This is a genomic window from Pimelobacter sp. 30-1, assembly GCF_018831735.1.
In the GTDB taxonomy this organism is placed as follows: domain Bacteria; phylum Actinomycetota; class Actinomycetes; order Propionibacteriales; family Nocardioidaceae; genus Nocardioides.
Genome location: NZ_NHTS01000011.1, coordinates 42,597 through 67,943 on the forward strand (window position 1 = coordinate 42,597; position 25,347 = coordinate 67,943).

Below are 25,347 nucleotides of genomic sequence, written 5' to 3' on the forward strand. Positions count from 1 at the left end.
ACGGCTCCTTGGATAGTTGCGCTTTCTAGTTAGATAGTGCGACTATCCGACTGGATCGTCAAGAGGGAATCGAGGCGCACGTGCGGATCTCCGAGCTGGCCGACGCGGCCGGCGTCAGCGTCGCTACGCTGAAGTACTACCAGCGCGAGGGCCTGCTGCCGCCCGCCCGCAAGGTCGCCGCCCGCCTCGCCGAGTACGACGACACGCACCTGCGCCGGCTGCGCCTCCTGCGCGTGCTGCGCGAGGTCGGCGAGGTCCCCGTCGAGCGGCTGCGCTCCCTGGTCGAGGCGGTCGAGGACGCCGACGCCTCGGTGCACGACGTCTTCGGGGTCGCCTGCGACGCCCTGCACGGCGCGCCGCCGGAGACCGGGCCGGACCTGCGCGCGATGGCCGACGCCCTCATCGAGCAGGCCGGCTGGGACCGGGTCCGCCCGGGCTCACCCGACCGGGACCACCTCGCGGCGCTGGTCGGCACGATCCTCGACCTCGGCGGCGGGCAGGACGAGAGCGCGCAGGAGGGCGCCGCGACGTACCTGCGGCTGGTGGACGAGCTGGCGCGCTTCGAGATCGGCGCGTTCGCCGGGCCGGACGAGGCCGACCGCGACGTGCTGGTCGAGCGGATGGTCGTCGGCCAGGTCGTCTACGGCGAGCTGCTGCTGGTGCTGCGGCGGATCGCCGAGGAGCACTACTCCGCGCAGCGGTTCGCCGACTAGCCGAGGCTCGGCCGGCCCAGGCTCAGCGGACCAGGCTCAACGGACCAGGTCGACGGTCCACCAGCGCTGCCCGGGCGCGCTCTCGGCGATGCCGACGCCCATCTGCCGGAACCGGCAGTCGAGCAGCAGCCGCCGGTGCGACGGACTGCCGAGCCACATCCGCACGACCCGCTTCGGCCCCATCGCCCCGGCCGCGATCACCTCGCCCATCCGGCGGCTGGCGGGGTAGCCGGCGCCGGCGAGCCTGCTGCTGAGCGTGGCCTCGCCGGGCAGCTGGTGGGCGAGCCGGCGGTGCCGGGCCATCAGCGCGCTGTGGGTACGGGCGGTGCCGTGCAGGGCGGCGCGGTGCTGGAGCGCGCCGCAGCCGTGCTGGGCGCGTACCCGGTTGACCCGGTTCGCGAGGCGCTGCTCGACGGGGGTGACGCCGGTCGCGACCGGGCCGGCGCCGAGGCCGAGGCCGGCGCCGGTGCTGGCGCTGGTGCCGGCGGCGGCAGGTGAGAGGGGAAGCGTGGGGACCAGGAGCACGGCCGCGGTGAACGCGGTCAGGAGCAGGGCGGCGAGACGCACGGCTGCATCATGGCGGTCCCGCGCACCCGGCGGTAGCCCCGGTGTCATCGCCGGCCGAAGTCCTGGGTCCACCACAGCTGCGTCCCCTCGACGACCACGCCGACCCCGATCTCGCGCATCCGGCAGTCCAGGATGTTGCGGCGGTGCCCCGGGCTCGCCAGCCACGCCCGTACGGCGCCCGCGGGCGTCACGAACCCGGCCGCGAGGTTCTCCGCGAGCCGGCGCCACCCGGTGTATCCGGCCTGCGTCATCCGCCGCACCAGCCCCGGCTCGCCGGGCAGGGTGTGCGCCATCCGGCCCGCCTGCGCCATCGCGGTGCTGTGCGCCCGCGCCGCCTCCCGCAGCCGTACGTCGACCCGGACCGGCCGGCACCCCGCCCGGGCCCGGCGCCGGTTGGTCAGCGTGACCACCCGCGCCTCGAAGAGCGTGCTGATCACCGCCCGCTCGGCTGCCGGGACCGCCGGGACCGCCGGGACCGCCGGGACCGTCGGGACCGCCGCGGGGCCGGGTGTCGCAGCGCTCCCGGGCCCGTCGACGGCGAGGACGAGGACGGGGACGACCAGCAGCCCGAGGACTCCTCCCAGGAGCGGGGTGCGGCGGCGGCGGAGCATGCGAGCCATCCTGGGATCTCAGGTGCTCCGCGCGCGCCGGTGCTCCGGGCGAGGTCGGCTAGTCCCCATGAACCATCACAAGACGGCGTCCGGTCAGCGGACCCCGAAGTCCTGGGTCCACCAGAGCTGGCCGTTCTGGAGCACGACGCCCACCCCGAGGTCACGCAGCCGGCAGTTGAGGATGTTGCGCCGGTGGCTCGGGCTCCGCATCCACGCGGTGACCACGTCGTTCGGCGTGGAGAACCCGCGGGCGATGTTCTCCGCGACCAGGCGCCAGCCCCGGTAGCCGGCCTGCGTGATCCGGCTCGAGAACCGGGCCTCACCCGGCAGCTGGTGGGACATCGAGCCCGCCAGCGCCATGCTGACGGTGTGGCCGCGCGCGGCCTTGCGGAGCGCCGCCGAGCCGCGCAGCGCGCCGCAGCCGTGCTTGCGGCGCTGCTGGTTGGTCAGCGCAAGCACCCGGTCCTCCAGGAGCCGCTGCACGAGCAGCCGCGCCGGGACGCCGGGCGTGGTGGAGACGGTCGCGGCGCTCGCGGGTGCGGGGGCGCCGGGGCCGAGGCTCAGGGTGAGTCCCAAGGTCAGGCACAGGGCGAGCCCGGGAAGGAGTCCGAGAGAGGGCTTCATGGACCAGGAATCGGCGGGCGCCTTAGCGGATCCAAGCCCCCGGCGCGAAATCAGGACCGAAGTCCCGCCCGTTGACCCACGCCCTAGGCTCGTCCCGTGAGCATCCTCGACGACGCCCGCCCGGGCATGGACCCCGACATCCGTCCCCAGGACGACCTCTTCGGTCACGTCAACGGGACCTGGCTGACCGAGGCGGAGATCCCCTCCGACCGGTCGAGCTGGGGCCCCTTCGTCCAGCTGGCCGACCAGGCCGAGGAGGACGTCAAGACGATCATCACCGAGCTGGCCGCCTCCGCCGCCACCTCGGGCGACGTCGACGCGCGCAAGATCGCCGACCTGTTCAACTCCTTCATGGACACCGACCGGGTCGAGGCCGCAGGTCTCGCGCCGGCCCGGCCGCTGGTCGACGCGGTCGCCGGGCTGCGCGACGTCCGCGACGTGGCGGCGTTCCTCGGTGAGTTCGAGCGGATCGGCGGCTACGGCCTGTTCGGGTCCTACGTCGACTCCGACGACCGGCAGTCCGACCGCTACCTGTTCCACCTCGTCCAGGGCGGGCTCGGCCTCCCCGACGAGTCGTACTACCGCGACGACAAGTTCGCCGAGATCCGCGAGGCGTACGTCGGCTACCTCACCCGCCTGCTCACGCTCGGCGCTCACGCCGACCCGGCCGGCGCGGCGCAGCGCATCCTCGCGCTCGACACCGAGCTCGCCCGCGGCCACTGGGAGCGCGCCGACACCCGCGACGTCCAGAAGACCTACAACCTGCTGACTGCCGATGAGCTCAAGGAGCTCTGCCCGGCGTTCGACTGGGACGCCTACATCACCAACCTGGGCGGCCACGTCGACGGTGACCACGCGACGATCGCCGAGGTCGTCGTGCGCCAGCCGTCGTACCTCCAGCACCTGTCGGGGGTCCTCGAGGCGACGCCGGTCGAGAGCTGGCGCGACTGGTTCCTCTCGCGGGTGCTGCGCTCGGCGGCGCCCTACCTGTCCGACGAGTTCGTACAGACCAACTTCGACTTCTACGGCCGCACCCTGTCCGGTACGCCGGAGCTGCGGGCCCGCTGGAAGCGCGCGGTCTCCTTCGTCGAGGGCGCGATGGGCGAGGCCGTCGGCAAGGAGTACGTCGCGCGGCACTTCCCGCCGACGTCCAAGGCGATGATGGACGAGCTGGTCGCCAACCTGCTCGCCGCCTACCGCCAGTCGATCAGCAAGCTCGACTGGATGACCGACGAGACCAAGAGCCGGGCCTACGACAAGATCGAGACCTTCCGGCCCAAGATCGGCTACCCCGAGAAGTTCCGCGACTACAGCGCGCTCGTCGTCGTCCCGGACGACCTGGTGGCCAACGCCCAGGCCGCGGCGGGCTTCGAGACCGACCGCCAGCTCGCCAAGATCGGCGCGCCGGTCGACCGCGACGAGTGGTTCATGCTGCCCCAGACGGTCAACGCCTACTACAACCCGGGCACCAACGAGATCTGCTTCCCCGCGGGCATCCTGCAGAAGCCGTTCTTCAGCCCCGACGCGCTCGCGGCCGAGAACTACGGCGGCATCGGCGCGGTGATCGGCCACGAGGTCGGCCACGGCTTCGACGACCAGGGCGCCCAGTACGACGGCGACGGCAACCTCAACGACTGGTGGACCGCCGACGACAAGGCCGCCTTCGAGGTGAAGTCCAAGGCCCTCATCGCCCAGTACGACGGCTTCGCGCCGCGCAACATCCCCGACGAGCACGTCAACGGCGCGCTCACCGTCGGTGAGAACATCGGCGACCTGGGCGGGCTCACGATCGCCCACACGGCGTACCTCATCGCGGAGGCTGCGGCCGGGCGCGAGGCGTCGGCCGAGGACCGCAAGCACCTGTTCTTCAACTGGGCCTACGTCTGGCGCACCAAGCGGCGCCTGGAGCAGGAGCGCCAGTACCTGACGATCGACCCGCACAGCCCGCCGGAGTTCCGCGCCAACATCGTGCGCAACCTCGACGAGTTCCACGAGGTGTTCGCGACCGCGCCCGGTGATGGGCTCTGGCTGGCCCCGGACGAGCGGGTCCGGATCTGGTGATGCTGCGCGTCGTACCGTTCGCGCTGGCGGCGGTGCTGGGGCTGGCGGCGTGCTCCGGCGAGGACTCGTCCGGCTCGGACGAAGCCGGGAGCACGGTGGTCGGTCCCGACGACTCCGAGTGCCCGCTGCCGGTGACCTTCGACGTCCTGGACGGTTGGTCGGCAGACCGGGTCACCGACGAGGAGGCGGCAGAGCTCGCCGCGGAGGGCTTCGACCAGGGGGCCAACTTCCCCAGCGGGATGCGGATCGCCTGCGAGATCAGGTCGGAGACCGAGCTCAGCTACCTGCGGGTGTTCACCGGTCCCGCTGCCCTGGCCGCGAAAGACCCCGAGGAGCTGCTCGGGGCCGTGGCCTCGGCGATCGATGAGCAGCCCGCCATCCCGGCCACCAGGACCGCGTCCAAGTCCGGCGTCGACGTGGTGGAGGCGACGTACACACCGGTCGGCGGGCTCTTCCAGGTCCGGCTCTTCCTCGCCGCCGGCCCGGACGGGGTGATCGTCGGGCGCACCGCCGCGATCGACGACGAGGAGTCCACCGTCCTGCGACCGCTCCACGAGCTGGTGCTGAGCTCGCTGCGCCTGCCCAACTGACTCCCCCAAGAACCGAGAGGAACCGTCCCGTGGTCCACACCTTCGCCCCGTCCGTCGTCGACGCGGTGCTTGCGCACATGAACAGCGACCACCTCGACGACAACCTGCTCATCGTCCGCGCGCACGCCGTCCCCGAGGCGGTCGCCGCGTCGATGAGCGATGCCGACGGCGAGGCCGGCAGCTGGACCGTCATCGGCCCCGAGGGCCCGGTCGGCGAGCGCCGCATCCTCTGGCCCGGCGGCCCGATCACCGAGCGGGCCGAGATCCGCCGCGAGGTCGTCGCGCTGTACGACGCCGCGTGCGTCGCGCTCGGCGAGGAGCCCCGCCCGCACTGAGCCGGCGGGGCGAGCCTCGGCGTCAGTCGATCTGGAAGACGAACGGCTCCGGGTCGAACGCCAGGTCGGCGCCGGTGCGGAGGAACGTCGCCACCCGGAAGCCCTTCGGGCAGGTCGGCGCGCCCTTCTGGGTCAGCGACTCCATGGGTGTTGCGGTCCGCGCCGACGGCGGTCGAGTCGAGCGTGTAGTCCGGCGACGCGATGAGCGTGGCGGTCCCGGGGTTGAGCGGACGCGGTCCGCCCGGTCACGGTCACGCAGAAGAACCCGGGGATCTGCTTGCCGGTGATGAGCGCCCCGGCGACGGCCCCTCCGGACGTGTCGGGCGCGTGGTCAGGCCGCGTCGGCCATGAGCCGCAGGAGCTTCTCGCCGATCGCGACGAGCTCCTCCTCGCTGAGGCCGGAGCCCTGCGCGAGAGCGAGCGTGTAGGCGGTCCCGCCGACGAGCACCGCGCCGGCCCCCTGGAGGTTCTCCCCGCCCGCGAACGTCCCCGTCGCGACGAACGCCTCGTCGCCGACCCCCGAGATCGGGTGGTCGACGCCGTCGTCGAGCGTCGACCTGCTGCCGGAGCGGTACGCCGCGAACCCGCCGTTGCCGTTGTCCACCTCGACCGCGCCGAGCGAGCCGCTGAGCGCGCGGGGGTCCTCCTGGCCGAACTCGCAGCTGTCCAGCGGACCGGCCTCGAGCGTCACCGCGGCCCCCACGGCCGCGGTGACCTCCTCGGGCGTGACGAGGTCGCAGAACCGGGGGAGCGCGGCCGGCTCGGTGCTGTCGGCGGTGCTGGCGGTGCTGTCGGTGCTGTCGGTGCTGTCCACCGTGCTGCCGGTGGCCGGCTCCGGGTCGTCGTTCCCGCAGCCGGCGGCGGTCGCGAGGACCAGCACGAGTCCGGCGAGGGCGGTACGGGCGCGGGAGGCAGTCACAGCACCGGACTCTCCCCGACCGGAGCGGCCCGCGTCGGTAGGGATCGTGCGTAATCCACGCGTACCGCGCTCCCGCGTGGGAATGTTCGGTTCATGGACCGCGAGGCGCTGCTGGCCGAGGTGCTCGGTCACCTCGCCGAGGGGACGGCCGAGGTGGGTTGCGCGGTCGCTGCCGCGGCGGCGCGCGAGGGCGACCCGGCGGCGTACGGCCTGGCGGGTCTGGCCGGCTTCTGGCTCGGCGACTTCGCCGAGGCGACCGCGCAGGCGGCCGCGGGCATGGCTGCCGCGGACGACGACCGCACGCGGGCCTGGTGCCTCGCGGTCGCCGTCCTGGCTGCGGCGGGGGACCTCGACGCCCCGCCGCCCGATCGCGCGCTCCTGGGCCGGCTGCTCGCGGACGCCGACGAGCCGGGCTCGCGCTGGTGGTCCGCGGTCCGGTACGTCGCCGCCGAGGCCGCCCTCGTCTCGGCCCGGATCGGCGAGGCTGCGGCGATCGACGCCACCGGCCCGCCTGCGGGAGCGGCCTGGGCGGGTCATCCTTTCGCGCCGCTGATGTGGGTCTGCCAGGCCCGGATCGCCGCCTTCTCCGGGCGGATCGAGCGCGCCCAGGAGGTGCTCGGCGCGGTGCGTGCGTCCGTGGTGCCGGGCAGCCGGGTCGCGCCGGTGGTCGAGGCGGTCGCCGTCCTGGTCCAGGGCAATGCGGGCGACGCCGAGGTGGGCCTGGTCGCGGAGCAGATCGCCCGGCACGTGCCGCCCGCGCCCCGCGACTTCATCGACCGCGGCGCGCTGCTGCTGCTCGCCTACGGCGCGATCGCCGTGTACGACGTGGCCGCCGCCTCGGCGCTCGTCTTCCGGGCCGGCGCCGACGAGGCGCTCAGCCGCTGCACGCTCATCGACCGCGCGCTCTCCTTCGAGACCCTGCTCCACGCCGCGCTCCTCGCCGACGACCAGGACGCCGCCGGCGTCTGGCTCACCGCGCTGTCCGCACTCGCCGCGCACCCGGTCACGGCGCCGTCGGTGCTGCGGGCGCGGGGGCGGGCCGCGCTGATGACCGGGGACGCCGCCACCGCGATCGACCTGCTCACCCGCAGCATCGAGGGCTGCCTCGCCGACGACCGGGGCGTGGAGGCCGCCGAGGGCCAGATCCTGCTCGCCCGGGCCCGGATCCAGGAGCACGACCTCGGCGCCGCCTCCCGCACCCTGCGCGAGCTCGTCGCCGACAGCGACCGCTCCGGCCACGCCGCCGTACGGCGGGCGGCGGGTGCCGTCCTCGCCGCCTCCGGGCGTCGGCTGCCCCCGGTCGCCGGGGCCGGCTGGGACGTCCTGTCGGAGCGCGAGGCCGAGGTCGCCCGGGCGATCCTCGCGGGCCTGGAGGTCGACGAGATCGCGGCCCGCCTGTTCCTCTCGCCGAGCACGGTCCGGGCCCACGTCTCGCGGGTGCTGTGCGCCTTCGGCGTCGCGACCCGGGTCGGGCTGCTCGCCGCCGTCGGCGGGGCCGCGCCCGACCGCACCGTCCCCGGAGCGCCGGCCGCCGCGCCGCTCAGCCCGCGCCAGGCCGAGGTCGCCGGGCACGTCGCCGCGGGGTGGACCAACCAGCAGATCGCCGAGGTCCTCGGGATCTCGGTCAAGGGCGTCGAGAAGCACGTCGGCGACGTGCTGCTGCGCTGGGGAGCGGGCTCGCGCTTCGAGATCGCCCGGATCTGGTGGGCGGGCTCGGCCCTGGGACCGGCCGGCTCAGCGAGCTGAGCGACCGAGCGCCCGGCGGACCTGCGTCCGGACCTCGCGCCAGGCGCGGCGTACCGGCGCGACCACCGTGCGTCCGGCCCACCGCAGCGCGGGCGCGACCAGCGTCCGGTGAGCCCAGCGGAAGGGCACCGCCAGCGCCCCGCCGACCGCCTGCAGTGCGACGCCGGCGACCTGCCAGGCCCAGCGCAGGGCACGGCCGAGGGGGGCCAGGATCCCGCGACCGAACGGCGCCACCAGGACCCGCCACAGCCACAGGGTCGGTGTCAGCACGAGGTACTGCCAGCACCAGTCGAGGACGCGCCCGGCCGGGCGGGCGACGTACGCCAGGAACCAGCGCAGCGGCACCGCGAGGAGGCGGCCGAACGGCCGGAGCAGCCGGCCGACCCAGCGCCAGAACGCCACCCACGGCCGGACGACGACGCCGTCCCAGAACCGCTCGACCAGGCCGGCGGCCGCGCCGAAGCCGTCCCACAGCGCGCGCACCGGCAGCACCACGAGCACCGCGACCACGCGGGCCGGCCAGCGCACGAGGACGTGCGCGGGCGGCTCCAGCGGCTCCAGCGGCTCGGGCGCCTCGGGCGGGGCGCTCGGGTCGGTCATGACCCCGATTGTGCCGGGGCGTCCGAAGGTTGCGTCGGCCCCCGCTGGTAGACACGACGACATGACCTCCGAGGCACCCACCGACGCAGCCGTCCGCGCCCGCGCCGAGGAGCACCTGCGTGCCCTGGTCGGGCGCCCCGACGCCCGGCTGTACGACGACCAGTGGGCCGCCATCTCCGCCCTCGTCGTCGAGCGGCGCCGTGCGCTCGTCGTCCAGCGCACGGGGTGGGGAAAGTCCGCGGTCTACTTCGTCGCGACCCTGCTGCTGCGCGCCGAGCAGGCCGGCCCGACCGTGATCATCTCGCCGCTGCTCGCCCTGATGCGCAACCAGATCGCCGCCGCCGAGCGGGCCGGCATCCGGGCGGTGACGGTCAACTCCACCAACATGGAGCAGTGGGACGAGGTGCACCGCGCGATCGCCGCCGGTGAGGTCGACGTCCTGCTGGTCAGCCCCGAGCGGCTCAACAACCCGGGCTTCCGCGACGAGGTGCTGCCGCGGCTGGCCGAGACCTGCGGCCTGCTCGTGGTCGACGAGGCCCACTGCATCTCCGACTGGGGTCACGACTTCCGCCCCGACTACCGGCGCATCCGCACGCTGCTCGACGACCTGCCCGCCGGCATCCCCGTGCTCGCCACCACGGCCACGGCCAACCAGCGCGTGACGAACGACGTCGCGGAGCAGCTCGGAAAGGACACCCTGGTGCTGCGCGGCAGCCTCGACCGAGCGTCTCTGCGCCTGGGCGTGGTCCGTCTCAAGACGGCCGAGCAGCGGCTGGCCTGGCTGGCCGACCACCTCGCCGAGCAGCCGGGCAGCGGCATCGTCTACTGCCTCACCGTCGCCGCCACCCAGGAGGTCGCCGACTACCTCCGCTCGCGCGGGCACCAGGTCGCGGCCTACTCCGGCCAGACCGAGCAGACCGAACGCCTCGCGCTCGAGCAGGCGCTCATCGACGGCGAGGTCAAGGCACTCGTCGCCACCAGTGCGCTCGGCATGGGCTTCGACGCCTCGCTCGGCTTCGTCGTCAACCTCGGCGCCCCCAGCAGCCCGGTCGCCTACTACCAGCAGGTCGGTCGTGCCGGCCGCGGTCACGACCTGCCCGCCGGGGGTGCCTCGGTGGTGCTGCTGCCGGCCACCGAGGACCGCGACATCTGGGCCTACTTCGCCTCGCTCGCGTTCCCGCGCGAAGAGGTCGTCCGCGAGACCCTCGCCGCGCTCGCCGACGAGGGCCGCGCGCTCAGCACGGCCGCGCTCGAGCCGCGCGTCGACCTCTCCCGCACCCGGCTCGAGACGATGCTCAAGGTGCTCGACGTCGACGGTGCCGTACGACGCGTCCGGGGCGGCTGGGAGTCCACCGGGCAGCCGTGGGACTACGACGCCGACCGCTATGCGCGCGTCGCCGCCTCCCGGGCGGCGGAGCAGCAGGCGATGCTCGACTACCTGTCCTCGAGCGAGTGCCGGATGCGCTACCTCCGCGCTCAGCTCGACGACCCCGAGGTGCTGGCCGATGCGGGGTGGCGCTGCGGGCGGTGCGACAACTGCGGCGGGCTCGACCTGCCGACGGCGGTCTCGGCCGAGGCGATCGAGCAGGCTGCCGACCGGCTGGCGCGGCCCGGCGTACCGATCGAGCCGCGCAAGCTCTGGCCCACCGGACTCGCCGCGATCGGCGTCAGCCGCTCCGGCAAGATCAAGCAGCCGGCCGGCGAGGGACGGGCGATCGCCCGGCTCACCGACCTCGGCCACGGCGCCGCGCTGCGCGGGCTCTTCGCGGCCGACGCCGTCGACGGCCCGGTCCCGGTGCCGCTGGCCCAGGCGATGGTGACGATGCTCCACGACTGGCAGCCCGCGATCGACGCGATCGTCGTCGCTGAGTCCGAGCGCAAGCCCCTGCTGGTGGCCGACCTCGCTGCCGGGCTGTCCCGGTTCCTCGGCGTCCCCGTGGTCGGCCGCTGGGCTGTCGTCGACCTCTCCGTCGGCCCCGACCGGGGCGCGACCAACTCCGCGCAGCGGGTGGCCGCGGTGACCCGGCGCTGCGCGCTCCAGCTCGACGATCCTGATGCGGTCCGGGAGCGCCGGGTGCTGCTGGTCGACGACCGGCTCGTCACCGGCTGGTCGCTGACACTCGGCGCCGACGCGCTCCACGCGGCGGGTGCGGCCGCCGTCCTTCCGCTGGTGCTGGGGGTGAGCGGATGAGCTGACCTCCGCGAGCAACCCCTCGACAACAAAATAGAACGCGTTCTAGTCTCGCCCGCATGAGCGCACCCCGGTTCGACCGTCCCCTCCGCGTCGTCCAGTGGACGACGGGCAATATCGGCCGGAGATCGGCCCACGCGATCCTGTCCCGCCCCGACCTCGAGCTGGTCGGCGTCTACGCCCACGGCGCCGACAAGATCGGCAAGGACGCCGCCGAGCTCTGCGGCTGGCCCGAGCCGACCGGCGTCCACGCGACCGACGACGTGGCGGCGCTGCTCGCGCTCGAGCCCGACGCCTGCTGCTACAACCCGCTCTGGCCGGACGTCGACGAGCTCGTCACGCTCCTCGAGAACGGCGTCAACGTCTGCACCAGCGCCGCCTGGATCACCGGCGCCAAGCAGACGCCCGCCGACCGCGCCCGGATCGAGGAGGCCTGCGCCCGCGGGGGTGCCTCGATCTTCGGCAGCGGCGCCCACCCCGGGATGACCAACCTGATCGGGATGGCCCTGAGCGGCTCGTGCGATCACGTGGACGAGGTGCGCATCACCGAGTCGGTCGACTGCTCGACGTACGAGTCGGCGGGGACGCAGATCGCGATGGGCTTCTCCCTGGACCCGGCGACGCCCGGCCTGGCCGAGTCGGTCCGCCGCGAGAGCGAGGTCTTCGCCGAGTCCGCGGCGATGATGGCCGACGCGATGGGCGCGACGCTTGACCGGATGACCTTCGACGTCACGTTCACGGCCGCCACCGGCGACTCCGACCTCGGGTTCATGACGATCCCGGAGGGCACGGTGGCCGGCGTGATGGGCTACCACCGCGGCTGGGTGGGGGAGCGCAACGTGGTCAGCGTCGGGTTCAACTGGACGATGGGCAGCCACGTCGACCCGCCGAAGCCCCTGGCCCACGGCCACGTGATCCAGGTGTTCGGCCGGCCCAACATGCGCACGGTCGTGCAGTGCCTGCCCCCGAAGGACTGGACGGAGCCCGGCTACATGGGCCTCGGCATGATCTACACGGCGCTGCCGGTGACCAACGCGGTGCCCTTCGTGGTGGCCGCCGAGCCCGGGATCGTCACGCTCGCGGACCTCCCGCCGATCACCGGACGGATCCGCGCCTGAGGCGCTCACCTCCCGCGATCGGGTCGTGATCGGTCCTACAGTCCGAACATGACCGACGACGCTTCCGCGACCGGCACCCCGGACACTCCGGACCAGCCGGGCGACGGTCCGCAGCCCGACCAGACCGTACGGCGCCCGCGCGATCCCGCCCCGGAACCCGCGCCGCCCCCGGGCGGCACGGTGGTCGCGACCGCGCCGGAGCACCTGCCCGGCGGCCAGGGGTACGGCGGCCCGCCGGCCCCGCCCGGCGCCGCCCTCGACGCGCCCGGACCCGCCGACCCGGCCGCCGCGGCCAAGGCCGGACGTACCGGCGCGACCGGCGCGTTCGCCGCCGTCGGCGCCGGTCTGCTCGGCGCGGCCGTGGTCATCGCCCGGGTCCGGAGCCGGTCCGACGGCGAGCTCGACTGGTCCAACTTCGGCGTCGGCCTCGGCGCCACCGCGGTCCTGCTGCTCATCGCGCTCGTCGGCGCCACCACGGCCGGCCGCCGTGAGGGCAGCCGCGCCCGGACGGACCTGGTGACCTGGCCCGGCGTGGCCGGCATCCTCGGCGTCGCCCTCATGCTCGACGTCGGCATCGACAGCAAGGGCCACGGGATCGGGTACCTGATCGGCGCCGTGGTCGTCGTCCTCGCCGCGATCGGCTATGTGATCAGCCGCCGGGCCGCCTTCGTGGTGACCGCGATCGCCGGCCTGGGGATCCTCTACGCCCTCGGCTTCGAGGACCTGGTCGCCGACAACGTGAGCGACGCGAACGCCCCGGTCGTGATGGGCGCCGCGGTCGGCGTCTTCGTCGTCGCCGTGACCATCCTCGGCTGGGTGCTGCCCAGCCGGGCGATCTCGGGGGTCGCCGTGGGTGTGGTCGGCCTGGTGGCCTACGCCGGGATGCTGCTCATGATGCTGGCGCTGCGGATGATCGGGGAGTTCTTCGGCGGGCTCGGCGGCGGGCTGTTCCCGGGTGCGGGCGGTGCGGGCGGTCCGGACGGCGGCGGGTCCGGTGAGTTCGGCTGGTTCGCGGTCACCGGCGCCTACCGCGAGTCCGACGTCTGGTGGACCGTCGGCTTCGCCGGCGTCCTGGCGCTCGGCTGGGCGCTGGCCGCCGCGGTCTCGAACCACTCCGGCTTCGCCCTCCTCGCCCTCGCCACCCCGGTCGTGATCGCGCCGCTGGCCAGCGCGGTCCTGGCCGTGGAGCACCCGACCTGGTGGTCGGCGGTCCTGGCCTCGGGCGGCGGCATCCTGCTCCTCGGCGGCGTGCTGCTCGCCCGGCGACGCGGCCGGGCGCTCGCCCGACCGGCCTACTGACCGGCCTGCTGACCGGCTGCCCAGCGGCCTGCTGAGCGGCCGCGAGCGCCGGCGAGGGCCGGAACACCGACGCGGGGAACTCCGTGTCGGCGCCGGCCGTTAGCGTCCCCATGTGAGCTTCGTTCCCGTCACCGGACCAGCGACCCTGCAGGTCAGGGACGGCGAGCCGACGACCATCGAGTTCACGGACGTCGCCGGAAGCCGCCGGGTCGCGCTGCCCATGGCCGCCGCGCTCCCGGTCCTGAGCCGGAGCCGCAGCCGGAGCCAGGCCCCTGCGGCGGGCGCGGAGCCGGTCCATCCCAGCGTCGCGCTGCTCGGCGGAGCGGCGCTCCTGGGGCTGCGCCTGGTCGCGGCCGGCAAGATCGCGGCCGGTCCCGCAGCGACCTGGCGCGTCGACGGACTCGACGAGCGCGACACCGACGCGGTCGAGCGGCTCGCCCACGCCCGCGCGTACGACGGGCTGCCGCCCGCCGACGCCGTCGTCCTGGTCCGCCAGGTGCTCGACGCGGTGGCCGCCACGCTGCCGCGGGCGGCGCCGGCTCCGCCGCCCGCGCCGGTGGCGCGTACTCCCGAGGACTTCGCCGACCGGGTCCGGCGCCGGCTCGCCGACCGGGTCCGGTCGCACCCGGGCCGCGACGGCGGCGACCCGGTGCTGCCCGAGCTGGTGAGCATCTCGCTGCGGGTCGAGGCCGACGAGGAGGAGCTGATCGCGGGCGCGGTCCGGATCGTGCTCCAGGTCCACGACGAGCGCGACCCGCTCCACGTCTGCGACGCGGCGCTGCTGTGGACCGGGGGTCCGGCCGACCACGGGTTCGGGAGCCGGGCACGGATCCACGCCAGCATCGCGCTGCGCGCGGCCGCCGACGCCTGGCCGGTGCTCGACCGGCTGCTGGCGCTCGCGGTCCCCGACCAGCTGGTGCTCGACGGTGCCGACATCGTGAGCCTGCTCGACCACGTCGGGGCGCTGCGCGAAGTACGCGTCGATGTGCACTGGCCGCGGGCGCTCGGCCCCGAGCTGACCACGCGGGCCGTCCTCGACCGGCGGACCGAGGGGGACCAGGACGGCGGCGGACGGGGCGCGGAGCTGCCGCTGCAGGAGAGCCCGTTCTCGGCGGCGGGACTGTTCTCGTTCTCGTGGCAGGTCGCGCTGCACGGGGAGGCGCTCAGCGAGGCGGAGATGTCTGAGCTGGCCCACGCGGCGAGCCCGATCATCAAGCTCCGCGGAGCCTGGACGGTGGTCGACCCGACGACGGCCCAGCGCGCCCGCAAGCGCCTCATCCGCAAGGCGACCGGTGCCCAGGCGCTCGCCGCCGCCCTGACCGGGGTCACCGAGGTACCGGCGACCACCGCCGCCACCACCACGGCGAGCCCCGGTGAGCCCGCCTCGGCCGAGGTGATCGTGGGCGCGAGCCTGCTCCGGGTCCGCGAGCAGATCCTGGCCGCGGCGACCCGGGACCCGCTGCCCGAGCCCGCGGGCCTGGCGGCGACCCTGCGCGACTACCAGCGCCACGGCCTCACCTGGCTCGCCGACCTCACCGGCCTCGGTCTCGGCGCCTGCCTGGCCGACGACATGGGCCTGGGCAAGACGATCACCCTCATCGCGCTCCACCTCCACCGCCGCGCCCAGACCGCCACCCGCGACGGCGCGACGCTCGTCGTGTGCCCGGCGAGCCTGCTCGGCAATTGGGAGGCCGAGATCGAGCGGTTCGCGCCCGGCGTACCGGTCCGGCGCTTCCACGGAGGCGCCCGCGACCTCGACGACGTCCAGGACGGCGGCGGGTTCGTGCTCACCACCTACGGCACCCTGCGCCGCGACGTCGCCACCCTGGCCGGGGTCGCCTGGGACCTGGTCGTCGCGGACGAGGCCCAGCACGTCAAGAACTCCCGTACGTCGACCGCCCGCGCCCTGCGCCAGCTCCCGGACCGGGCCCGGGTCGCGCTCACCGGTACCCCCGTCGAGAACGACCTCACCGAGCTCTGGTCGATCCTCGACTGGTGCGTGCCGGGCCTGCTCGGCAGCCGCCAGGCGTTCCGCCGGGTGTGGGGCGCGCCGATCGAGTCCGGGACCGAGCCGACCAAGGCGCGCCAGTTCGCCGACCTGATCGGCCCCTTCCTGCTGCGCCGGCGCAAGTCCGACCCGGGCATCGCGCCCGAGCTGCCCCCCAAGACCGAGACCGACCACCTGCTGGGGCTGACCCGCGAGCAGGTCGTCCTCTACGAGGCGTTCGTCAAGGACACCATGGAGCGCATCGAGCGCGCCGACGAGGAGACCCGCCGCGGCCTGGTCCTCGCGCTGCTCACCGGCCTCAAGCAGATCTGCAACCACCCGGCGCAGTTCCTCAAGCAGTCCGGCGCGGTCCGGCTGACCGGTCGCTCCGAGAAGCTCGAGCTCCTCGACGAGCTGGTCGCCACCGTCCTCTCCGAGGACGGCGCGGTCCTCGTCTTCACCCAGTACGTCGCCATGGCCCGCCTGATCGAGCAGCACCTCACCGCGATCGGGGTGCCGCACCAGTTCCTCCACGGCGGTACGCCGGTCGGCCGGCGCGAGGAGATGGTGCGCCGCTTCCAGGACGGCGCCGTCCCGGTCTTCCTGCTCTCGCTCAAGGCCGGCGGCACCGGCCTCAACCTGACCCGCGCCGACCACGTCATCCATGTCGACCGCTGGTGGAACCCGGCCGTCGAGGAGCAGGCGACCGACCGGGCCTACCGGATCGGCCAGACCCGCCCGGTCCAGGTGCACCGGATGGTCACCCGCGGCACCATCGAGGAGCGCGTCGCCCAGCTGCTCGACCGCAAGCGCCAGCTCGCCGACGCCGTCCTGGCCCGCGGCGACGCGGCTCTCACCGAGCTCAGCAACGAGGAGCTGCGCGACCTGGTCACCCTGCGCCGCCAGCAGCGCGAGGAAGCCGCGGCCGCGGACGAGGCGGGCGACTGATGCGTACCACCTTCGCCCGCCAGACCCAACCCTCGCGCGGCATCCGCTCGTGGTGGGGCAAGGCGTGGCAGCGGGCGGTCGAGGAGGCCGCCTACTCCGAGGCCGAGCTGCGCCCCGGACGCGCCGCCGCCCGCCGTGGTGACGTGGGCGGCATCAGCGTCGACAGCGGCAGCCTGCTGGCCGCCGTACGCGAGGGGGATGACGCGTGGACCGTCGAGGTCGCCGTACCCACCCTCGACGACGAGACCCGCGCCGCCCTGGTCGAGGTGGTCGCCGCGGAGTCCGGCCGGGTCGCCGAGCTGCTCGCCGGCAACCTCCCGCACGACCTCGTCGAGCACGCCGAGGAGGTCGGCGTCGAGCTGCTGCCCTACGGCGGCGAGCTGGTCGCCACCTGCACCTGCCCGCACTACCTCGCACCCTGCGCCCACGCCCTGGCCCTGCTCATCCAGACCGGCTGGCTCCTCGACGCCGATCCGCTGGTGCTCTTCGCCCTGCGCGGCCTCGACCGCGAAGCGCTGCTCGCCGCCCTCCACGCCCGCACGGTCGCCGCCGTCTCCGGCACCGCGACCACCGCGACCGCGACCCCGACCACCGCCGACCTCGCGGACGACGTCGAGCTCGTGGTCGAGGCCGCGCTGCGGGCCCAGCGGCTGGTGCCGTTGTTCGAGGCGGGCGCCGAGCTGCCTGAGGGCCTGCTCTAGGCCGTCAGGGAATATCGTCGGACCTGGAACCTCCGGGTCGGACGTGAGCCCCTTCGACAAAGCCACGCCCCACCCGGAGGTTCCTTCGCACCGATCTGGTCCGGTCTACGTGCCCCGGCAGTACCCGCTCCAGCCCCAGCCGTTGTGCTTCTTGCGAAGCTCACGGCAGACCTGGGTGCGGATGAACTGGCTGGCCATCACCTTGGTCAGCACGTCGGACGCGTAGCGCACCAGCCACGGGATACCGAACCGGACGATCAGGTACACCGCGTACCCGATCAGCGCGGCCGCCGGGTTGGCCTTGAGCCGGCCCGGCACGGACGTCACCGGTGCCGGACGCTGCGCCGGCTGCGCCAGGACGAGCGTCGCGAGCCCGCCGGTCTGGCCGAGGCCGGCGACCGGCGCGGACGCCGAGGCGGTCACGGACGCCGGCGCGGGCGCGGCCTGAGCCGCGGGCGCCGACGTCGCGCAGACTCCCAGGGCCACCACCCCCGTCAAAGCGGTGGCGACGATGGACTTCTTCATGTGCTTTCTCCGTTCATTTCCAGGTGTTCTTGCGGGTCCCAGCGTGCTGTGCCGGAGAAAGTCGGGTCCAGCGAAATCGGAGGCAGCATCTCCCGTTGTGAAGGAGTTTTAGGTGCAGTAATTTCCGTTCTTTCCATCGATTGTTCGAGAGGACTTTGTGGACAAACGTGCGGTCGACTCGCGGGTCCGGATCCTTCATGCCGCGGTGGCGACCGCGCCGACCTACCTCACGCGTGAGCAGTTCGCGAGCGTGGCCGAGGTCAGCCTGCGCACCCTCGACCACCACCTCGCGGCGCTGCGGACCGATCGCCTCCTCGACGCCGGTCCGGCGCGGGTGCTGGGGTCGGCGTTCGGGTACGCGCTGGTCGTCGCCATCCGGAGCCAGACCTCGCACGCGGCCCTGATCGATCCGCACGGCAATGTCGTGCACAGCGTCCAGGGGCGGGAGGTGAGCAACCTCCGCGCGCTTGCGCCGTCCGACCTGCTGGAGCACGTCCAGGTCCTGGTCCGGCGCCTCCTCGCGACCCGGACCCGAGGGCGGGGGCGCAGCGGCCCGGTCGACCTCATCGGCATCGCCGTCGTGCTGCCGAGCCCGCTGCGCCAGAGCGGCCGGCCCGCCGGGCAGTCGATGCACGCCGACTGGCGCAACGCGCGGCGGACCAAGCCGCTCGCACGGGCGTTCGCCGAGGCGCTGTCGGCGCCGGTCGAGCGGGTCCACGTCATCAACGACGGTCACGTCCACGCGCTCGCGACCGCGCACGACCGCTCCCGCGAGCTGACCGCGCTCGGCCTCCAGCGCCCACGCGAGAGCCAGGGGGACGAGTCCGGGCCCGGCTACCGCGAGGGTCTCTCGCTGACCCTGCACCTCGGCGGCGTGATCAGCGCGGGCGTCGTCCTGCTCGCGGCCGAGCGGGTCGCCGGACGGCCGGGGACGCGCCTCGGCTTCGTCGAGAGCCGGCTGCTCTCCGGCGGTCACTCCATGGGCGGCGAGATCGCGCACCTGCCCTTGTCCGGTCAGTGGTTCCCCACCATCAACCAGCGCTCCGCCCATGCGGACGTGGCGCCGATGGACGCCGACCGCAAGTGCTTCTGCGGGGCGCTGGGCCACCTCCAGGCCCACGCCTCCGACACGGCGGTCGCCGCACGCGTCCGGCACCTCGACCGGCGCGCGCTGCACGACGTCCTGCTCGGCGACGAGATCGAGGATCCCGACGTGGCCGCGGCGCTGCGCGATGTCGGATTCCTCCTGGGCCTGGTGATGATGAGCCCGCTCAAGCTGCTCGACCCCAAGGCCTTCCACCTCACGGGCCTGATCGCGCGGGACGAGACCGCCGCCGGTGTGCACGACGGCCTGACCGAGCGGGGCTGGTCGGGAACGCTGCCCGAGATCCTCCTGCCGCCGCGCGGCCTGGCCGGCCAGCAGCACCTCGGCGTCCGGGGTGCGGGGCTGATCGTCTACCGCGAGTGGGCGTACCGGAAGTTCGAGCGGATCGTGCGGACCGGCCAGACGACCGGCCGCCGCCAGGACAAGGCGGATCGGCCGCAGCCGATCACCTTCTCCTACCGCTACGGCGCCCGCTAGTCGGCCAACGCGTCCAGGTGCTCCCCCAGCGCCCGTACGACGCCCGCCCGGCGCCCCGCGTCCTGCATGGCGTGGAGCGCGAGCCCGTCGACCAGTGCGTGCAGGGTCAGCGCCTCGCGGTCGAGGTCGCGCCGCTCAGCGACGAGGCCCGCGGCGCGCAGCTCGTGGACGCAGCTGAGGCACAGCCCGGCAATGGCGTCGTGGGCGGCATCGGAGAGCTCGGTCAGCTCGGTGTGCCGGGGGCCCTCGGCCATGAGGGCGAGGTGGACGCGCATCTCGACGGTGCGCTCGTCGTCGAGGGGGAGCAGCTCGTGGAGGGCACCGTCGACGCGGCGGCGCGGGTCGGGCTCGGTGCCGTGGCGGGCGACGCGGGCGGCGGCGCGCTCGTGGGCCAGGCTCATCGCGAAGGCCAGGAGCTCGGCCTTGGTCGGGAAGCTGTGCCGCAGCGAGCCGAGCACCAGGTCGGCCTCGGCGGCCACCGAGCGCAGCGAGACGGCGCCGACGCCCTCGCGCAGCACCAGGCGCCACACGGCCTCGCCGATGCGGGCGCGCCGCGCCTCATGATCGATCGTCCGCGGCACAGTCGGATATTAGCACGACTGTGCTACGGTCCGTCGTGTGTTCGTCGCCGCCTTCATCGCCGCCTCCGAGATCGGTCTCTGGGTGCTGCTCGGGCTCGGGCTCGCGCTGCGCTACCTTTTCCGCCGGCGCCGGGCCAGCACGATCACGCTCGCGCTCATCCCGGTCCTCGACGCGCTGCTCGTCGGCGCCGTCGCGGTCGACCTGCACCGCGGCGCCGAGGCCGGTACGACGCACGGGATCGCCGGGCTCTACCTCGGCTTCTCCCTCGCCTTCGGCCCCGCGATCGTGCGCTGGGCCGACGTCCGTTTCGCGCACCGCTTCGCCGGCGGACCGGCGCCGGTCAAGATCGCCAAGCACGGACCCGAGCGGATGGCCTACCTGTGGCGCGAGTGGTTCCGCGTCGTCCTCGCCGCGGTCATCGCCTCGGTGGTCATGCTCGGGCTGGTCCTGCTCGTCGCCGACGACAGCCAGGACGCCGGTCTGATCGCGTGGATCCGCCCGCCGTGGACCCTGGTCGGCCTCTGGTTCATCTTCGGGCCGCTCTGGGAGCTGCTGACGCCGCGTCAGCGCACGCCGGACGCCGCGCCGACGCCGACCGACAGCGAGCGCAGCTCGTCCTGATAGCCGGCGTACGCCGTCCGCATCGCCGCCGCCGGCCAGTCGCCGGGCAGCAGCGCGGCCGGCAGCAGCGGGTCCGCCGCCAGCTGCCGGACGACGTGCGCCGCGACCGCGAGCCGCAGGGCCGGGTCCGTGGTCGCCGCGAGGCGGGTCAGCAGGGCGCGTCCCTGGTGCGCCCAGGAGTCGAGGTCCCACAAGCGCGCGGCCAGCGCGGCGGCGTCCTCGTCCGGGCGGACCGCGAAGGTGCTCAGCACCTCCTCGTCGGCGTACTCCGTCGGTCGGCGCAGGTTGGCCGGCCGGGTCCAGACGCCCTCGCGCAGCTCCGCCAGCCGGTACGACGCCAGCCGGTCCCGCAGCGCCGCCCGCTCGGCGCCGGTGCGTCCGGCGACCACGACGACCGCCATCTCCCAGGTGCCGTCCCAGCCGGTCTCGGCGTCGAGCACCGCCTCGTCCTGGCGGCGCTGGCGCGCGGCCAGCCGCTCGCCCAGCACGTAGTCGCCGGCGTCGCGCTGGAGGTCGCCCGCGGCGACGGCGCGGGTCAGCGCGACCCGGCTGGTCGCCGCCGGGATGCCGAAGTGCTCGCCGGCGCGGACCAGCTCGGCGGCCGACATCCGGTCCGGGTGCGAGCCGAGCAGCATGCTCAGCATCACCGAGCGGGCCGACAGCGGCGCGAGCGCTTCCTCCACGTCGGTCATGCTACACATCTAGACACGGTTGTGGAGCAAATCGTAATATCGATCCCATGGCGACGCACGAGGTGTTCAACCAGGTCCCCCCGCTGGTCGGTCACGACACCGCCGCGGACCCCGCGCTGCTCGAGGGCGTCGAGCGCGAGGGCGCCGGCTGGGCCCTCGACGAGATCCGCACGGTCGGCCGGCTGGCCGGCACCGCCGAGGCGATCGACCTCGGCCGGCTCGCCGAGCGCGTCCCGCCGCGGCTGCACACCCATGACCGCTACGGGCGGCGGGTCGACGAGGTGGAGTACGTGCCGGCGTACCACCGGCTGATGGAGACCGCCGTCGGTCACGGCATCCACGCCGCCCCGTGGGCCGACGACCGGCCCGGCGCCCACGTCGCGCGCGCGGCGAAGTTCTACGCCTGGAACGTCGACGCGGGCCACGGCTGCCCGATCTCGATGACCTACGCCGTCGTCCCGGCGCTGCGCGCCAACCCCGAGCTCGCGGCCCGCTTCGAGCCGCTGCTGACCAACCGCGAGTACGACTTCGGCCTGCGCGATCCCGCGACCAAGCGCGGTCTCATCGCCGGCATGTCGATGACCGAGAAGCAGGGCGGCTCCGACGTCCGGGCGAACACCACGACCGCGACCCCGCAGCCCGACGGGACCTACCGGATCGTGGGCCACAAGTGGTTCACCTCGGCGCCGATGTCCGACATGTTCCTCACCCTCGCCCAGGCGCCGGGCGGCCTGTCCTGCTTCCTGCTGCCGCGCGTGCTGCCCGGCGGCGAGGCCAACCCGATCCGCTTCCTGCGGCTCAAGGACAAGCTCGGCAACAAGTCCAACGCCTCGTCCGAGATCGAGTACGACAACGCCGTCGGCTGGCTCGTCGGCGAGGAGGGCAAGGGCGTCAAGACGATCGTCGAGATGGTCAACATGACCCGCCTCGACTGCGTGATCGGCAGCGCCTCCGGCATGCGCAGCGCCCTCGTCCAGGCCGCCCACCACGCCCGGCACCGCGCCGCCTTCGGCAAGCTCCTCATCGACCAGCCGCTCATGCGCAACGTCCTGGCCGACCTGGCCGTCGAGTCCGAGGCCGCCACCACCGCCATGATGCGCCTGGCCGGCGCCAACGACCGCGCGATCCACGGCGACGCCGGCGAGGGCGCCCTGCGCCGCCTCGCGCTCGCCGCGACGAAGTACTACGTCTGCAAGCGTGGCCCGGTCCTGGCCAACGAGGCCCTCGAGTGCCTCGGCGGCAACGGCTACATCGAGGACTTCGACCTGGCCCGCATCTACCGCGAGCTCCCCCTGCTCTCCATCTGGGAGGGCTCCGGCAATGTCGCCGCCCTCGACGCCCTGCGCGCCATCGGCCGCGAGCCCGAGTCCCTCGACGCCTTCTTCGGCGAGGCCGAGCTCGCCCTCGGCACCGACGCCCGCTACGACGACGCGGTCACCTCGCTCAAGAAGGAGCTCACCCAGTTCGACGACATCGAGCTGCGCGCCCGCCGCCTGGTCGAGCAGATCGCCGTCGTCTTCCAGGCCGGCCTCCTCATCCGCTACGCCCCGACCGCCGTCGCCGACGCGTTCTGCGCGACCCGCCTGGCCCGCGACTGGGGCAGCGCCTTCGGCACGATGCCGGCCGGCCTCGACCTCGCCCCGATCCTGGAGCGCACCGAGCCCGGCTTCTGACCCGATTTCTCCGGCCGCGCCCGTAAGAATCGGCCCGCTGCGGTGTCTCCTGTCCCGGAGGGTGGCCGGCCCGAGTTGCGCTCTCCCGCGCTCGATCGCCGGCTGCCGCAGGTCCGGGCGGTGTCCCCTAAATTCCGGTCCGGACCGCTCCGCGCGGGGGCCGCGCCCGTACCTCCCCGTACGCCGCGCGCCCCCGCACCTCGGGAAGCGGGAGCCGGGAGCGGCGAGTGCCCCCCTCAGGCCGCCGGTACGTCGAGCGCGGCCAGCGCCATCGACGCCAGCAGGTCCCGCAGCGCCCCGTCGGGGATCGCGTGGCCGGCCCGGGGCGTGGAGTTGAGCAGCCCGAAGGCGGCCTGGGCGGCAGCGTGGGCGCTGGCCCGGTCGAGGTCGGGGCGCAGCGTGCGGAGCTGGTCGGCCCAGAGGGTGATGTAGGAGCGCTGGAGGCGGCGTACCTGCTCGCGGGCGTCGGCGGGCAGGGACTCCCAGTCCCGGTCCTGGACGACGATCAGCGGCCGGTGCGACAGCGCGAACTCCACGTGCCAGTCGACGAGCCCGCGCAGGGCCGCGGCCGGGTCGCCGGCGCCGGCCCGCACGCGCTCCTGGCCGACGGAGAGCAGGTGCTCGCTGATCGAGGTCAGCATCTCGGCGAGCATCGCCTGCTTGGACGAGAAGTGCTTGTAGAGCGCCGGGCCGGAGATGCCGCAGGCGGCGCCGAGGTCGGCGACGGAGACGCCGTGGAACCCGCGGGCGGCGAACATCTCGGCCGCGGTGGCCAGGATCTGCTCCCGGCGGCTGGTCTCGGTCACCCCCGAAGGTTAGGGCACGGCCGAGGTGGCGTCCGCGGGATCACCCGGTGCAGGCGGACGTGAGGTAGTCGTCGATCGAGCTGGTGCCGACCTGCTCCTTCTTGGCGGCCTTGGCGAGCTGGTCGACGGTCTTGCTCTGCCGGACCAGGCGGTCGAGGGTGTCGAGCTCGGTGAGGGCGGCCGGGGGGAAGTCCTCGGGGACGCCGACCTCGTAGATCTTGTCGAGCGCGGTGAGCACCTCCTGCCAGTCGCCGGTGTTGCCGGGCCGGGCGCCGTCGACGGTGTCGTCGGCGTCCTGCATCGCGGTGCAGAACGAGGCGACGTCGGCGCCCATCGCGAAGCCGGACTGGGCGGCCACGCCGTCGACGTCGGAGAGGGCCGCGGCCGGGGGAGCCGGCGAGGGGGACTCCGCGGTGGCCTTCGCCTCGGGAGTGCTGTCGGTACCGCCGCAGGCGGCGAGGGTCACCGAGAGCAGGACGGCGAGGAGGGCTGCGTGGGGGCTCCGCATGCGCCCGAGTATCGCCCAGTTTGGTCATGACCCGGTCAGCGGGCGCTGCTAGGACGGGTCGGGGGCATGTGAATCGCACCGCAACCACCTAGGAGACGACATGTGGAAGATCACGGCCCGGATAGGGATCGGGGTGATCGCCGTCGCCCTCGCCACGGCGACCACGCCGGCCCTGGCGGGCGACACCGGTGGGTCCGCCGGTGGCGCCCGCGCCACCGGGCACGCACTGCGCACCATCACGCCGCTGAACGGCCCTCGGGGTATCGACGCGCTGGGCCACGGCCGCACCTTGGTCAGCGAGACGAACGGCGACTTCAGCCTGGTCATCGAGCGCCGGCACAAGCCGGCCCGGGTGATCAGGCTGGGCAACCTCCCGACCGACTTCCCGCCCGCGATCGCCCGGGGGCGACACGGCACCATCTACCTGCTGACGGGCGCCTCCGGGCCGCCGCCGGCCGAGCGCTCCGCAGCCCCGCTGCAGGGCCGGGCCCGGGCGTCCGCCGCCGATCCGGCGCCCGGGGCGACGCTCTTCATGTGGCGCCCGGGCTGGGCGGCACCGAAGCCGGTGGCCGACATCGGCGCCTACCAGGCCACCGACCCTGACCCGTCGGACCAGGAGGGCTTCCCCGAGGACAGCAACCCGTTCGGGGTGGTCGCGCTGCGCGACGGCACGGTGCTGGTCTCCGACGCCGCCGGCAACGACCTGCTGCGGGTGTGGCCGCGGACCGGCAAGATCCGCACGGTGGCCCGGCTCCTGCCGCGCCTGGTGCCGGTGCCCGCGGGGCTGCCCGACGTCCCGCCCGAGGAGGGTGGCCCGCTGCCGCCCGCCGGTACGCCGATCCTGTCCGAGGCGGTCGCCACGTCGGTGACGGTCGGGGCCGACGGCTACTGGTACGTCGGTGAGCTGCGCGGCTTCCCGGCCACCCCGGGCACCTCGCAGATCTGGCGGATCAAGCCCGGCACGACCAACGCCACCTGCGACCCCGCCCACCCGTGGAAGGGCGCCTGCAAGCGGTACGCCGACGGCCTGACCTCGATCACCGACCTGGCGGCCGGCCCACGGGGGATCTACGCGCTGGAGCTGTCCAAGAAGAGCTGGCTCGGCTTCGAGCTCGGTCTGCCCGGCGCGGAGGAGGGCGGCCTGTTCCTGGTCCGCCGTCCCGGACACCACCCGCGGATCCGTGAGCTCGCTGCCGGAAAGCTCATCCTTCCCGGCGGCGTCGACCTGAGCGATCATGTCTACGTCGTGGGCCCCTTGTTCGGCCCCGGAGCCCTCCTGCGGCTCCGCTGACATCACGACCGGAAGCGCGGCTCTTGCGCCCCAGGTTAACGATCATTAACCTGGGGC

25 protein-coding genes are annotated in these 25,347 nt (G+C 74.2%); 14 read left to right on the forward strand and 11 right to left on the reverse strand.

Annotation, left to right across the window (positions count from 1 at the left end; genetic code table 11):
* Positions 1–80: 80 nt before the first annotated feature.
* Positions 81–713 (forward strand): MerR family transcriptional regulator, encoded by a 633-nt coding sequence (locus CCO04_RS24030; protein WP_215816710.1) that lies wholly within the window; start codon positions 81–83, stop codon positions 711–713.
* A gap of 36 nt (positions 714–749) precedes the next feature.
* On the opposite strand, the gene CCO04_RS24035 is transcribed toward CCO04_RS24030, so the two are convergent.
* The 3 genes from CCO04_RS24035 to CCO04_RS24045 all read right to left on the reverse strand — a co-directional run bounded on the left by CCO04_RS24035 (position 750) and on the right by CCO04_RS24045 (position 2,515).
* Positions 750–1,280 (reverse strand): CAP domain-containing protein, encoded by a 531-nt coding sequence (locus CCO04_RS24035; protein WP_215816711.1) that lies wholly within the window; start codon positions 1,278–1,280, stop codon positions 750–752.
* A 44-nt stretch (positions 1,281–1,324) separates the two neighbouring features.
* Positions 1,325–1,891 carry a CAP domain-containing protein gene (locus tag CCO04_RS24040; protein ID WP_215816712.1) on the reverse strand — a complete coding sequence of 189 codons (567 nt, stop codon included), beginning with the start codon at positions 1,889–1,891 and terminating at the stop codon, positions 1,325–1,327.
* 93 nt (positions 1,892–1,984) lie between these two features.
* On the reverse strand, positions 1,985–2,515 hold the full coding sequence (locus CCO04_RS24045) for a CAP domain-containing protein (RefSeq protein WP_215816713.1): 531 nt from the start codon (positions 2,513–2,515) through the stop codon (positions 1,985–1,987).
* A gap of 96 nt (positions 2,516–2,611) precedes the next feature.
* On the opposite strand from CCO04_RS24045, the gene CCO04_RS24050 reads away from it, so the two are divergent.
* The 3 genes from CCO04_RS24050 to CCO04_RS24060 are packed head-to-tail and all read left to right on the forward strand — an operon-like array spanning position 2,612 to position 5,501.
* Positions 2,612–4,576, forward strand: a complete 1,965-nt coding sequence (locus tag CCO04_RS24050) for a M13-type metalloendopeptidase (RefSeq protein ID WP_308281496.1) — start codon at positions 2,612–2,614, stop codon at positions 4,574–4,576.
* Positions 4,576–5,166, forward strand: a complete 591-nt coding sequence (locus CCO04_RS24055; protein WP_215816714.1) for a lipoprotein — start codon at positions 4,576–4,578, stop codon at positions 5,164–5,166. Before CCO04_RS24050 ends, CCO04_RS24055 begins: the two co-directional genes overlap by 1 nt.
* 29 nt (positions 5,167–5,195) lie before the next feature.
* Positions 5,196–5,501, forward strand: coding sequence for a DUF2470 domain-containing protein (locus CCO04_RS24060; RefSeq protein WP_308281498.1), 306 nt, complete (start codon positions 5,196–5,198; stop codon positions 5,499–5,501).
* A 22-nt stretch (positions 5,502–5,523) separates the two neighbouring features.
* On the opposite strand, the gene CCO04_RS29380 is transcribed toward CCO04_RS24060, so the two are convergent.
* The gene (locus CCO04_RS29380; protein ID WP_256448646.1) at positions 5,524–5,646 is read right to left on the reverse strand and encodes a hypothetical protein; all 123 of its coding nucleotides are present in this window, start codon (positions 5,644–5,646) and stop codon (positions 5,524–5,526) included.
* 186 nt (positions 5,647–5,832) lie between these two features.
* A complete protein-coding gene (locus tag CCO04_RS24065; RefSeq protein ID WP_215816715.1) occupies positions 5,833–6,420 on the reverse strand; it encodes a hypothetical protein in 588 nt (195 codons plus the stop codon).
* Positions 6,421–6,513: 93 nt separating this feature from the next.
* Here CCO04_RS24065 and CCO04_RS29530 point away from each other — a divergent pair, with 93 nt between their 5' ends.
* Positions 6,514–8,166: a helix-turn-helix transcriptional regulator gene (locus tag CCO04_RS29530; protein WP_215816716.1), complete on the forward strand. Its 1,653-nt coding sequence runs from the start codon at positions 6,514–6,516 to the stop codon at positions 8,164–8,166.
* On the opposite strand, the gene CCO04_RS24075 is transcribed toward CCO04_RS29530, so the two are convergent.
* A complete protein-coding gene (locus tag CCO04_RS24075; RefSeq protein ID WP_215816717.1) occupies positions 8,155–8,766 on the reverse strand; it encodes a hypothetical protein in 612 nt (203 codons plus the stop codon). The genes CCO04_RS29530 and CCO04_RS24075 overlap by 12 nt on opposite strands.
* 61 nt (positions 8,767–8,827) lie before the next feature.
* On the opposite strand from CCO04_RS24075, the gene CCO04_RS24080 reads away from it, so the two are divergent.
* The 5 genes from CCO04_RS24080 to CCO04_RS24100 all read left to right on the forward strand — a co-directional run bounded on the left by CCO04_RS24080 (position 8,828) and on the right by CCO04_RS24100 (position 17,010).
* A complete protein-coding gene (locus CCO04_RS24080) occupies positions 8,828–10,957 on the forward strand; it encodes an ATP-dependent DNA helicase RecQ (RefSeq protein WP_215816718.1) in 2,130 nt (709 codons plus the stop codon).
* 59 nt (positions 10,958–11,016) lie between these two features.
* A complete protein-coding gene (locus CCO04_RS24085; RefSeq protein WP_215816719.1) occupies positions 11,017–12,075 on the forward strand; it encodes a hypothetical protein in 1,059 nt (352 codons plus the stop codon).
* Between the two features lie 48 nt (positions 12,076–12,123).
* Entirely contained in the window at positions 12,124–13,374 is a 1,251-nt protein-coding gene (locus tag CCO04_RS24090) for a hypothetical protein (RefSeq protein ID WP_215816720.1), read from the forward strand.
* Positions 13,375–13,486: 112 nt separating this feature from the next.
* Positions 13,487–16,309, forward strand: coding sequence for a DEAD/DEAH box helicase (locus CCO04_RS24095; protein WP_215816721.1), 2,823 nt, complete (start codon positions 13,487–13,489; stop codon positions 16,307–16,309).
* Positions 16,309–17,010 carry an SWIM zinc finger family protein gene (locus tag CCO04_RS24100; protein WP_215816722.1) on the forward strand — a complete coding sequence of 234 codons (702 nt, stop codon included), beginning with the start codon at positions 16,309–16,311 and terminating at the stop codon, positions 17,008–17,010. Before CCO04_RS24095 ends, CCO04_RS24100 begins: the two co-directional genes overlap by 1 nt.
* A 105-nt stretch (positions 17,011–17,115) precedes the next feature.
* Here the strand turns inward: CCO04_RS24100 and CCO04_RS24105 are convergent, their stop codons facing one another.
* The gene (locus CCO04_RS24105) at positions 17,116–17,535 is read right to left on the reverse strand and encodes a hypothetical protein (protein WP_215816723.1); all 420 of its coding nucleotides are present in this window, start codon (positions 17,533–17,535) and stop codon (positions 17,116–17,118) included.
* Positions 17,536–17,692: 157 nt separating this feature from the next.
* Here CCO04_RS24105 and CCO04_RS24110 point away from each other — a divergent pair, with 157 nt between their 5' ends.
* Positions 17,693–19,117, forward strand: coding sequence for an ROK family protein (locus tag CCO04_RS24110; protein WP_215816724.1), 1,425 nt, complete (start codon positions 17,693–17,695; stop codon positions 19,115–19,117).
* Here the strand turns inward: CCO04_RS24110 and CCO04_RS24115 are convergent.
* Positions 19,114–19,698: a TetR/AcrR family transcriptional regulator gene (locus CCO04_RS24115; RefSeq protein ID WP_215816725.1), complete on the reverse strand. Its 585-nt coding sequence runs from the start codon at positions 19,696–19,698 to the stop codon at positions 19,114–19,116. The two genes, CCO04_RS24110 and CCO04_RS24115, sit on opposite strands and share 4 nt — an antisense overlap.
* Positions 19,699–19,735: 37 nt before the next feature.
* On the opposite strand from CCO04_RS24115, the gene CCO04_RS24120 reads away from it, so the two are divergent.
* Positions 19,736–20,320: a hypothetical protein gene (locus CCO04_RS24120; protein ID WP_215816726.1), complete on the forward strand. Its 585-nt coding sequence runs from the start codon at positions 19,736–19,738 to the stop codon at positions 20,318–20,320.
* On the opposite strand, the gene CCO04_RS24125 is transcribed toward CCO04_RS24120, so the two are convergent.
* Positions 20,263–21,012: a PaaX family transcriptional regulator C-terminal domain-containing protein gene (locus tag CCO04_RS24125; RefSeq protein WP_215816727.1), complete on the reverse strand. Its 750-nt coding sequence runs from the start codon at positions 21,010–21,012 to the stop codon at positions 20,263–20,265. The two genes, CCO04_RS24120 and CCO04_RS24125, sit on opposite strands and share 58 nt — an antisense overlap.
* Before the next feature lie 47 nt (positions 21,013–21,059).
* Here CCO04_RS24125 and CCO04_RS24130 point away from each other — a divergent pair, with 47 nt between their 5' ends.
* A complete protein-coding gene (locus tag CCO04_RS24130; RefSeq protein WP_215816728.1) occupies positions 21,060–22,685 on the forward strand; it encodes an acyl-CoA dehydrogenase family protein in 1,626 nt (541 codons plus the stop codon).
* A gap of 236 nt (positions 22,686–22,921) precedes the next feature.
* Here CCO04_RS24130 and CCO04_RS24135 read toward each other — a convergent pair whose 3' ends face one another.
* Both CCO04_RS24135 and CCO04_RS24140 read right to left on the reverse strand, forming a co-directional pair.
* Complete coding sequence (locus CCO04_RS24135; RefSeq protein ID WP_257753372.1) at positions 22,922–23,491, reverse strand: TetR/AcrR family transcriptional regulator; 570 nt, start codon at positions 23,489–23,491, stop codon at positions 22,922–22,924.
* 40 nt (positions 23,492–23,531) lie between these two features.
* Complete coding sequence (locus CCO04_RS24140; RefSeq protein ID WP_215816729.1) at positions 23,532–23,999, reverse strand: hypothetical protein; 468 nt, start codon at positions 23,997–23,999, stop codon at positions 23,532–23,534.
* 100 nt (positions 24,000–24,099) lie between these two features.
* Between CCO04_RS24140 and CCO04_RS24145 the strand changes: the two genes are divergently transcribed.
* The gene (locus tag CCO04_RS24145; protein WP_215816730.1) at positions 24,100–25,290 is read left to right on the forward strand and encodes a ScyD/ScyE family protein; all 1,191 of its coding nucleotides are present in this window, start codon (positions 24,100–24,102) and stop codon (positions 25,288–25,290) included.
* Positions 25,291–25,347 lie beyond the last annotated feature (57 nt).

Bases quoted from the DNA above. Each gene is read 5' to 3' on its own strand.
- CCO04_RS24040 (WP_215816712.1), bottom strand. From the start codon at position 1,891: ATGCTCCGCCGCCGCCGCACCCCGCTCCTGGGAGGAGTCCTCGGGCTG.
- CCO04_RS24045 (WP_215816713.1), bottom strand. From the start codon at position 2,515: ATGAAGCCCTCTCTCGGACTCCTTCCCGGGCTCGCCCTGTGCCTGACC.
- CCO04_RS24055 (WP_215816714.1), top strand. From the start codon at position 4,576: ATGCTGCGCGTCGTACCGTTCGCGCTGGCGGCGGTGCTGGGGCTGGCG.
- CCO04_RS29380 (WP_256448646.1), bottom strand. From the start codon at position 5,646: ATGGAGTCGCTGACCCAGAAGGGCGCGCCGACCTGCCCGAAGGGCTTC.
- CCO04_RS29530 (WP_215816716.1), top strand. From the start codon at position 6,514: ATGGACCGCGAGGCGCTGCTGGCCGAGGTGCTCGGTCACCTCGCCGAG.
- CCO04_RS24075 (WP_215816717.1), bottom strand. From the start codon at position 8,766: ATGACCGACCCGAGCGCCCCGCCCGAGGCGCCCGAGCCGCTGGAGCCG.
- CCO04_RS24080 (WP_215816718.1), top strand. From the start codon at position 8,828: ATGACCTCCGAGGCACCCACCGACGCAGCCGTCCGCGCCCGCGCCGAG.
- CCO04_RS24085 (WP_215816719.1), top strand. From the start codon at position 11,017: ATGAGCGCACCCCGGTTCGACCGTCCCCTCCGCGTCGTCCAGTGGACG.
- CCO04_RS24090 (WP_215816720.1), top strand. From the start codon at position 12,124: ATGACCGACGACGCTTCCGCGACCGGCACCCCGGACACTCCGGACCAG.
- CCO04_RS24100 (WP_215816722.1), top strand. From the start codon at position 16,309: ATGCGTACCACCTTCGCCCGCCAGACCCAACCCTCGCGCGGCATCCGC.
- CCO04_RS24105 (WP_215816723.1), bottom strand. From the start codon at position 17,535: ATGAAGAAGTCCATCGTCGCCACCGCTTTGACGGGGGTGGTGGCCCTG.
- CCO04_RS24125 (WP_215816727.1), bottom strand. From the start codon at position 21,012: ATGACCGACGTGGAGGAAGCGCTCGCGCCGCTGTCGGCCCGCTCGGTG.
- CCO04_RS24130 (WP_215816728.1), top strand. From the start codon at position 21,060: ATGGCGACGCACGAGGTGTTCAACCAGGTCCCCCCGCTGGTCGGTCAC.
- CCO04_RS24140 (WP_215816729.1), bottom strand. From the start codon at position 23,999: ATGCGGAGCCCCCACGCAGCCCTCCTCGCCGTCCTGCTCTCGGTGACC.
- CCO04_RS24145 (WP_215816730.1), top strand. From the start codon at position 24,100: ATGTGGAAGATCACGGCCCGGATAGGGATCGGGGTGATCGCCGTCGCC.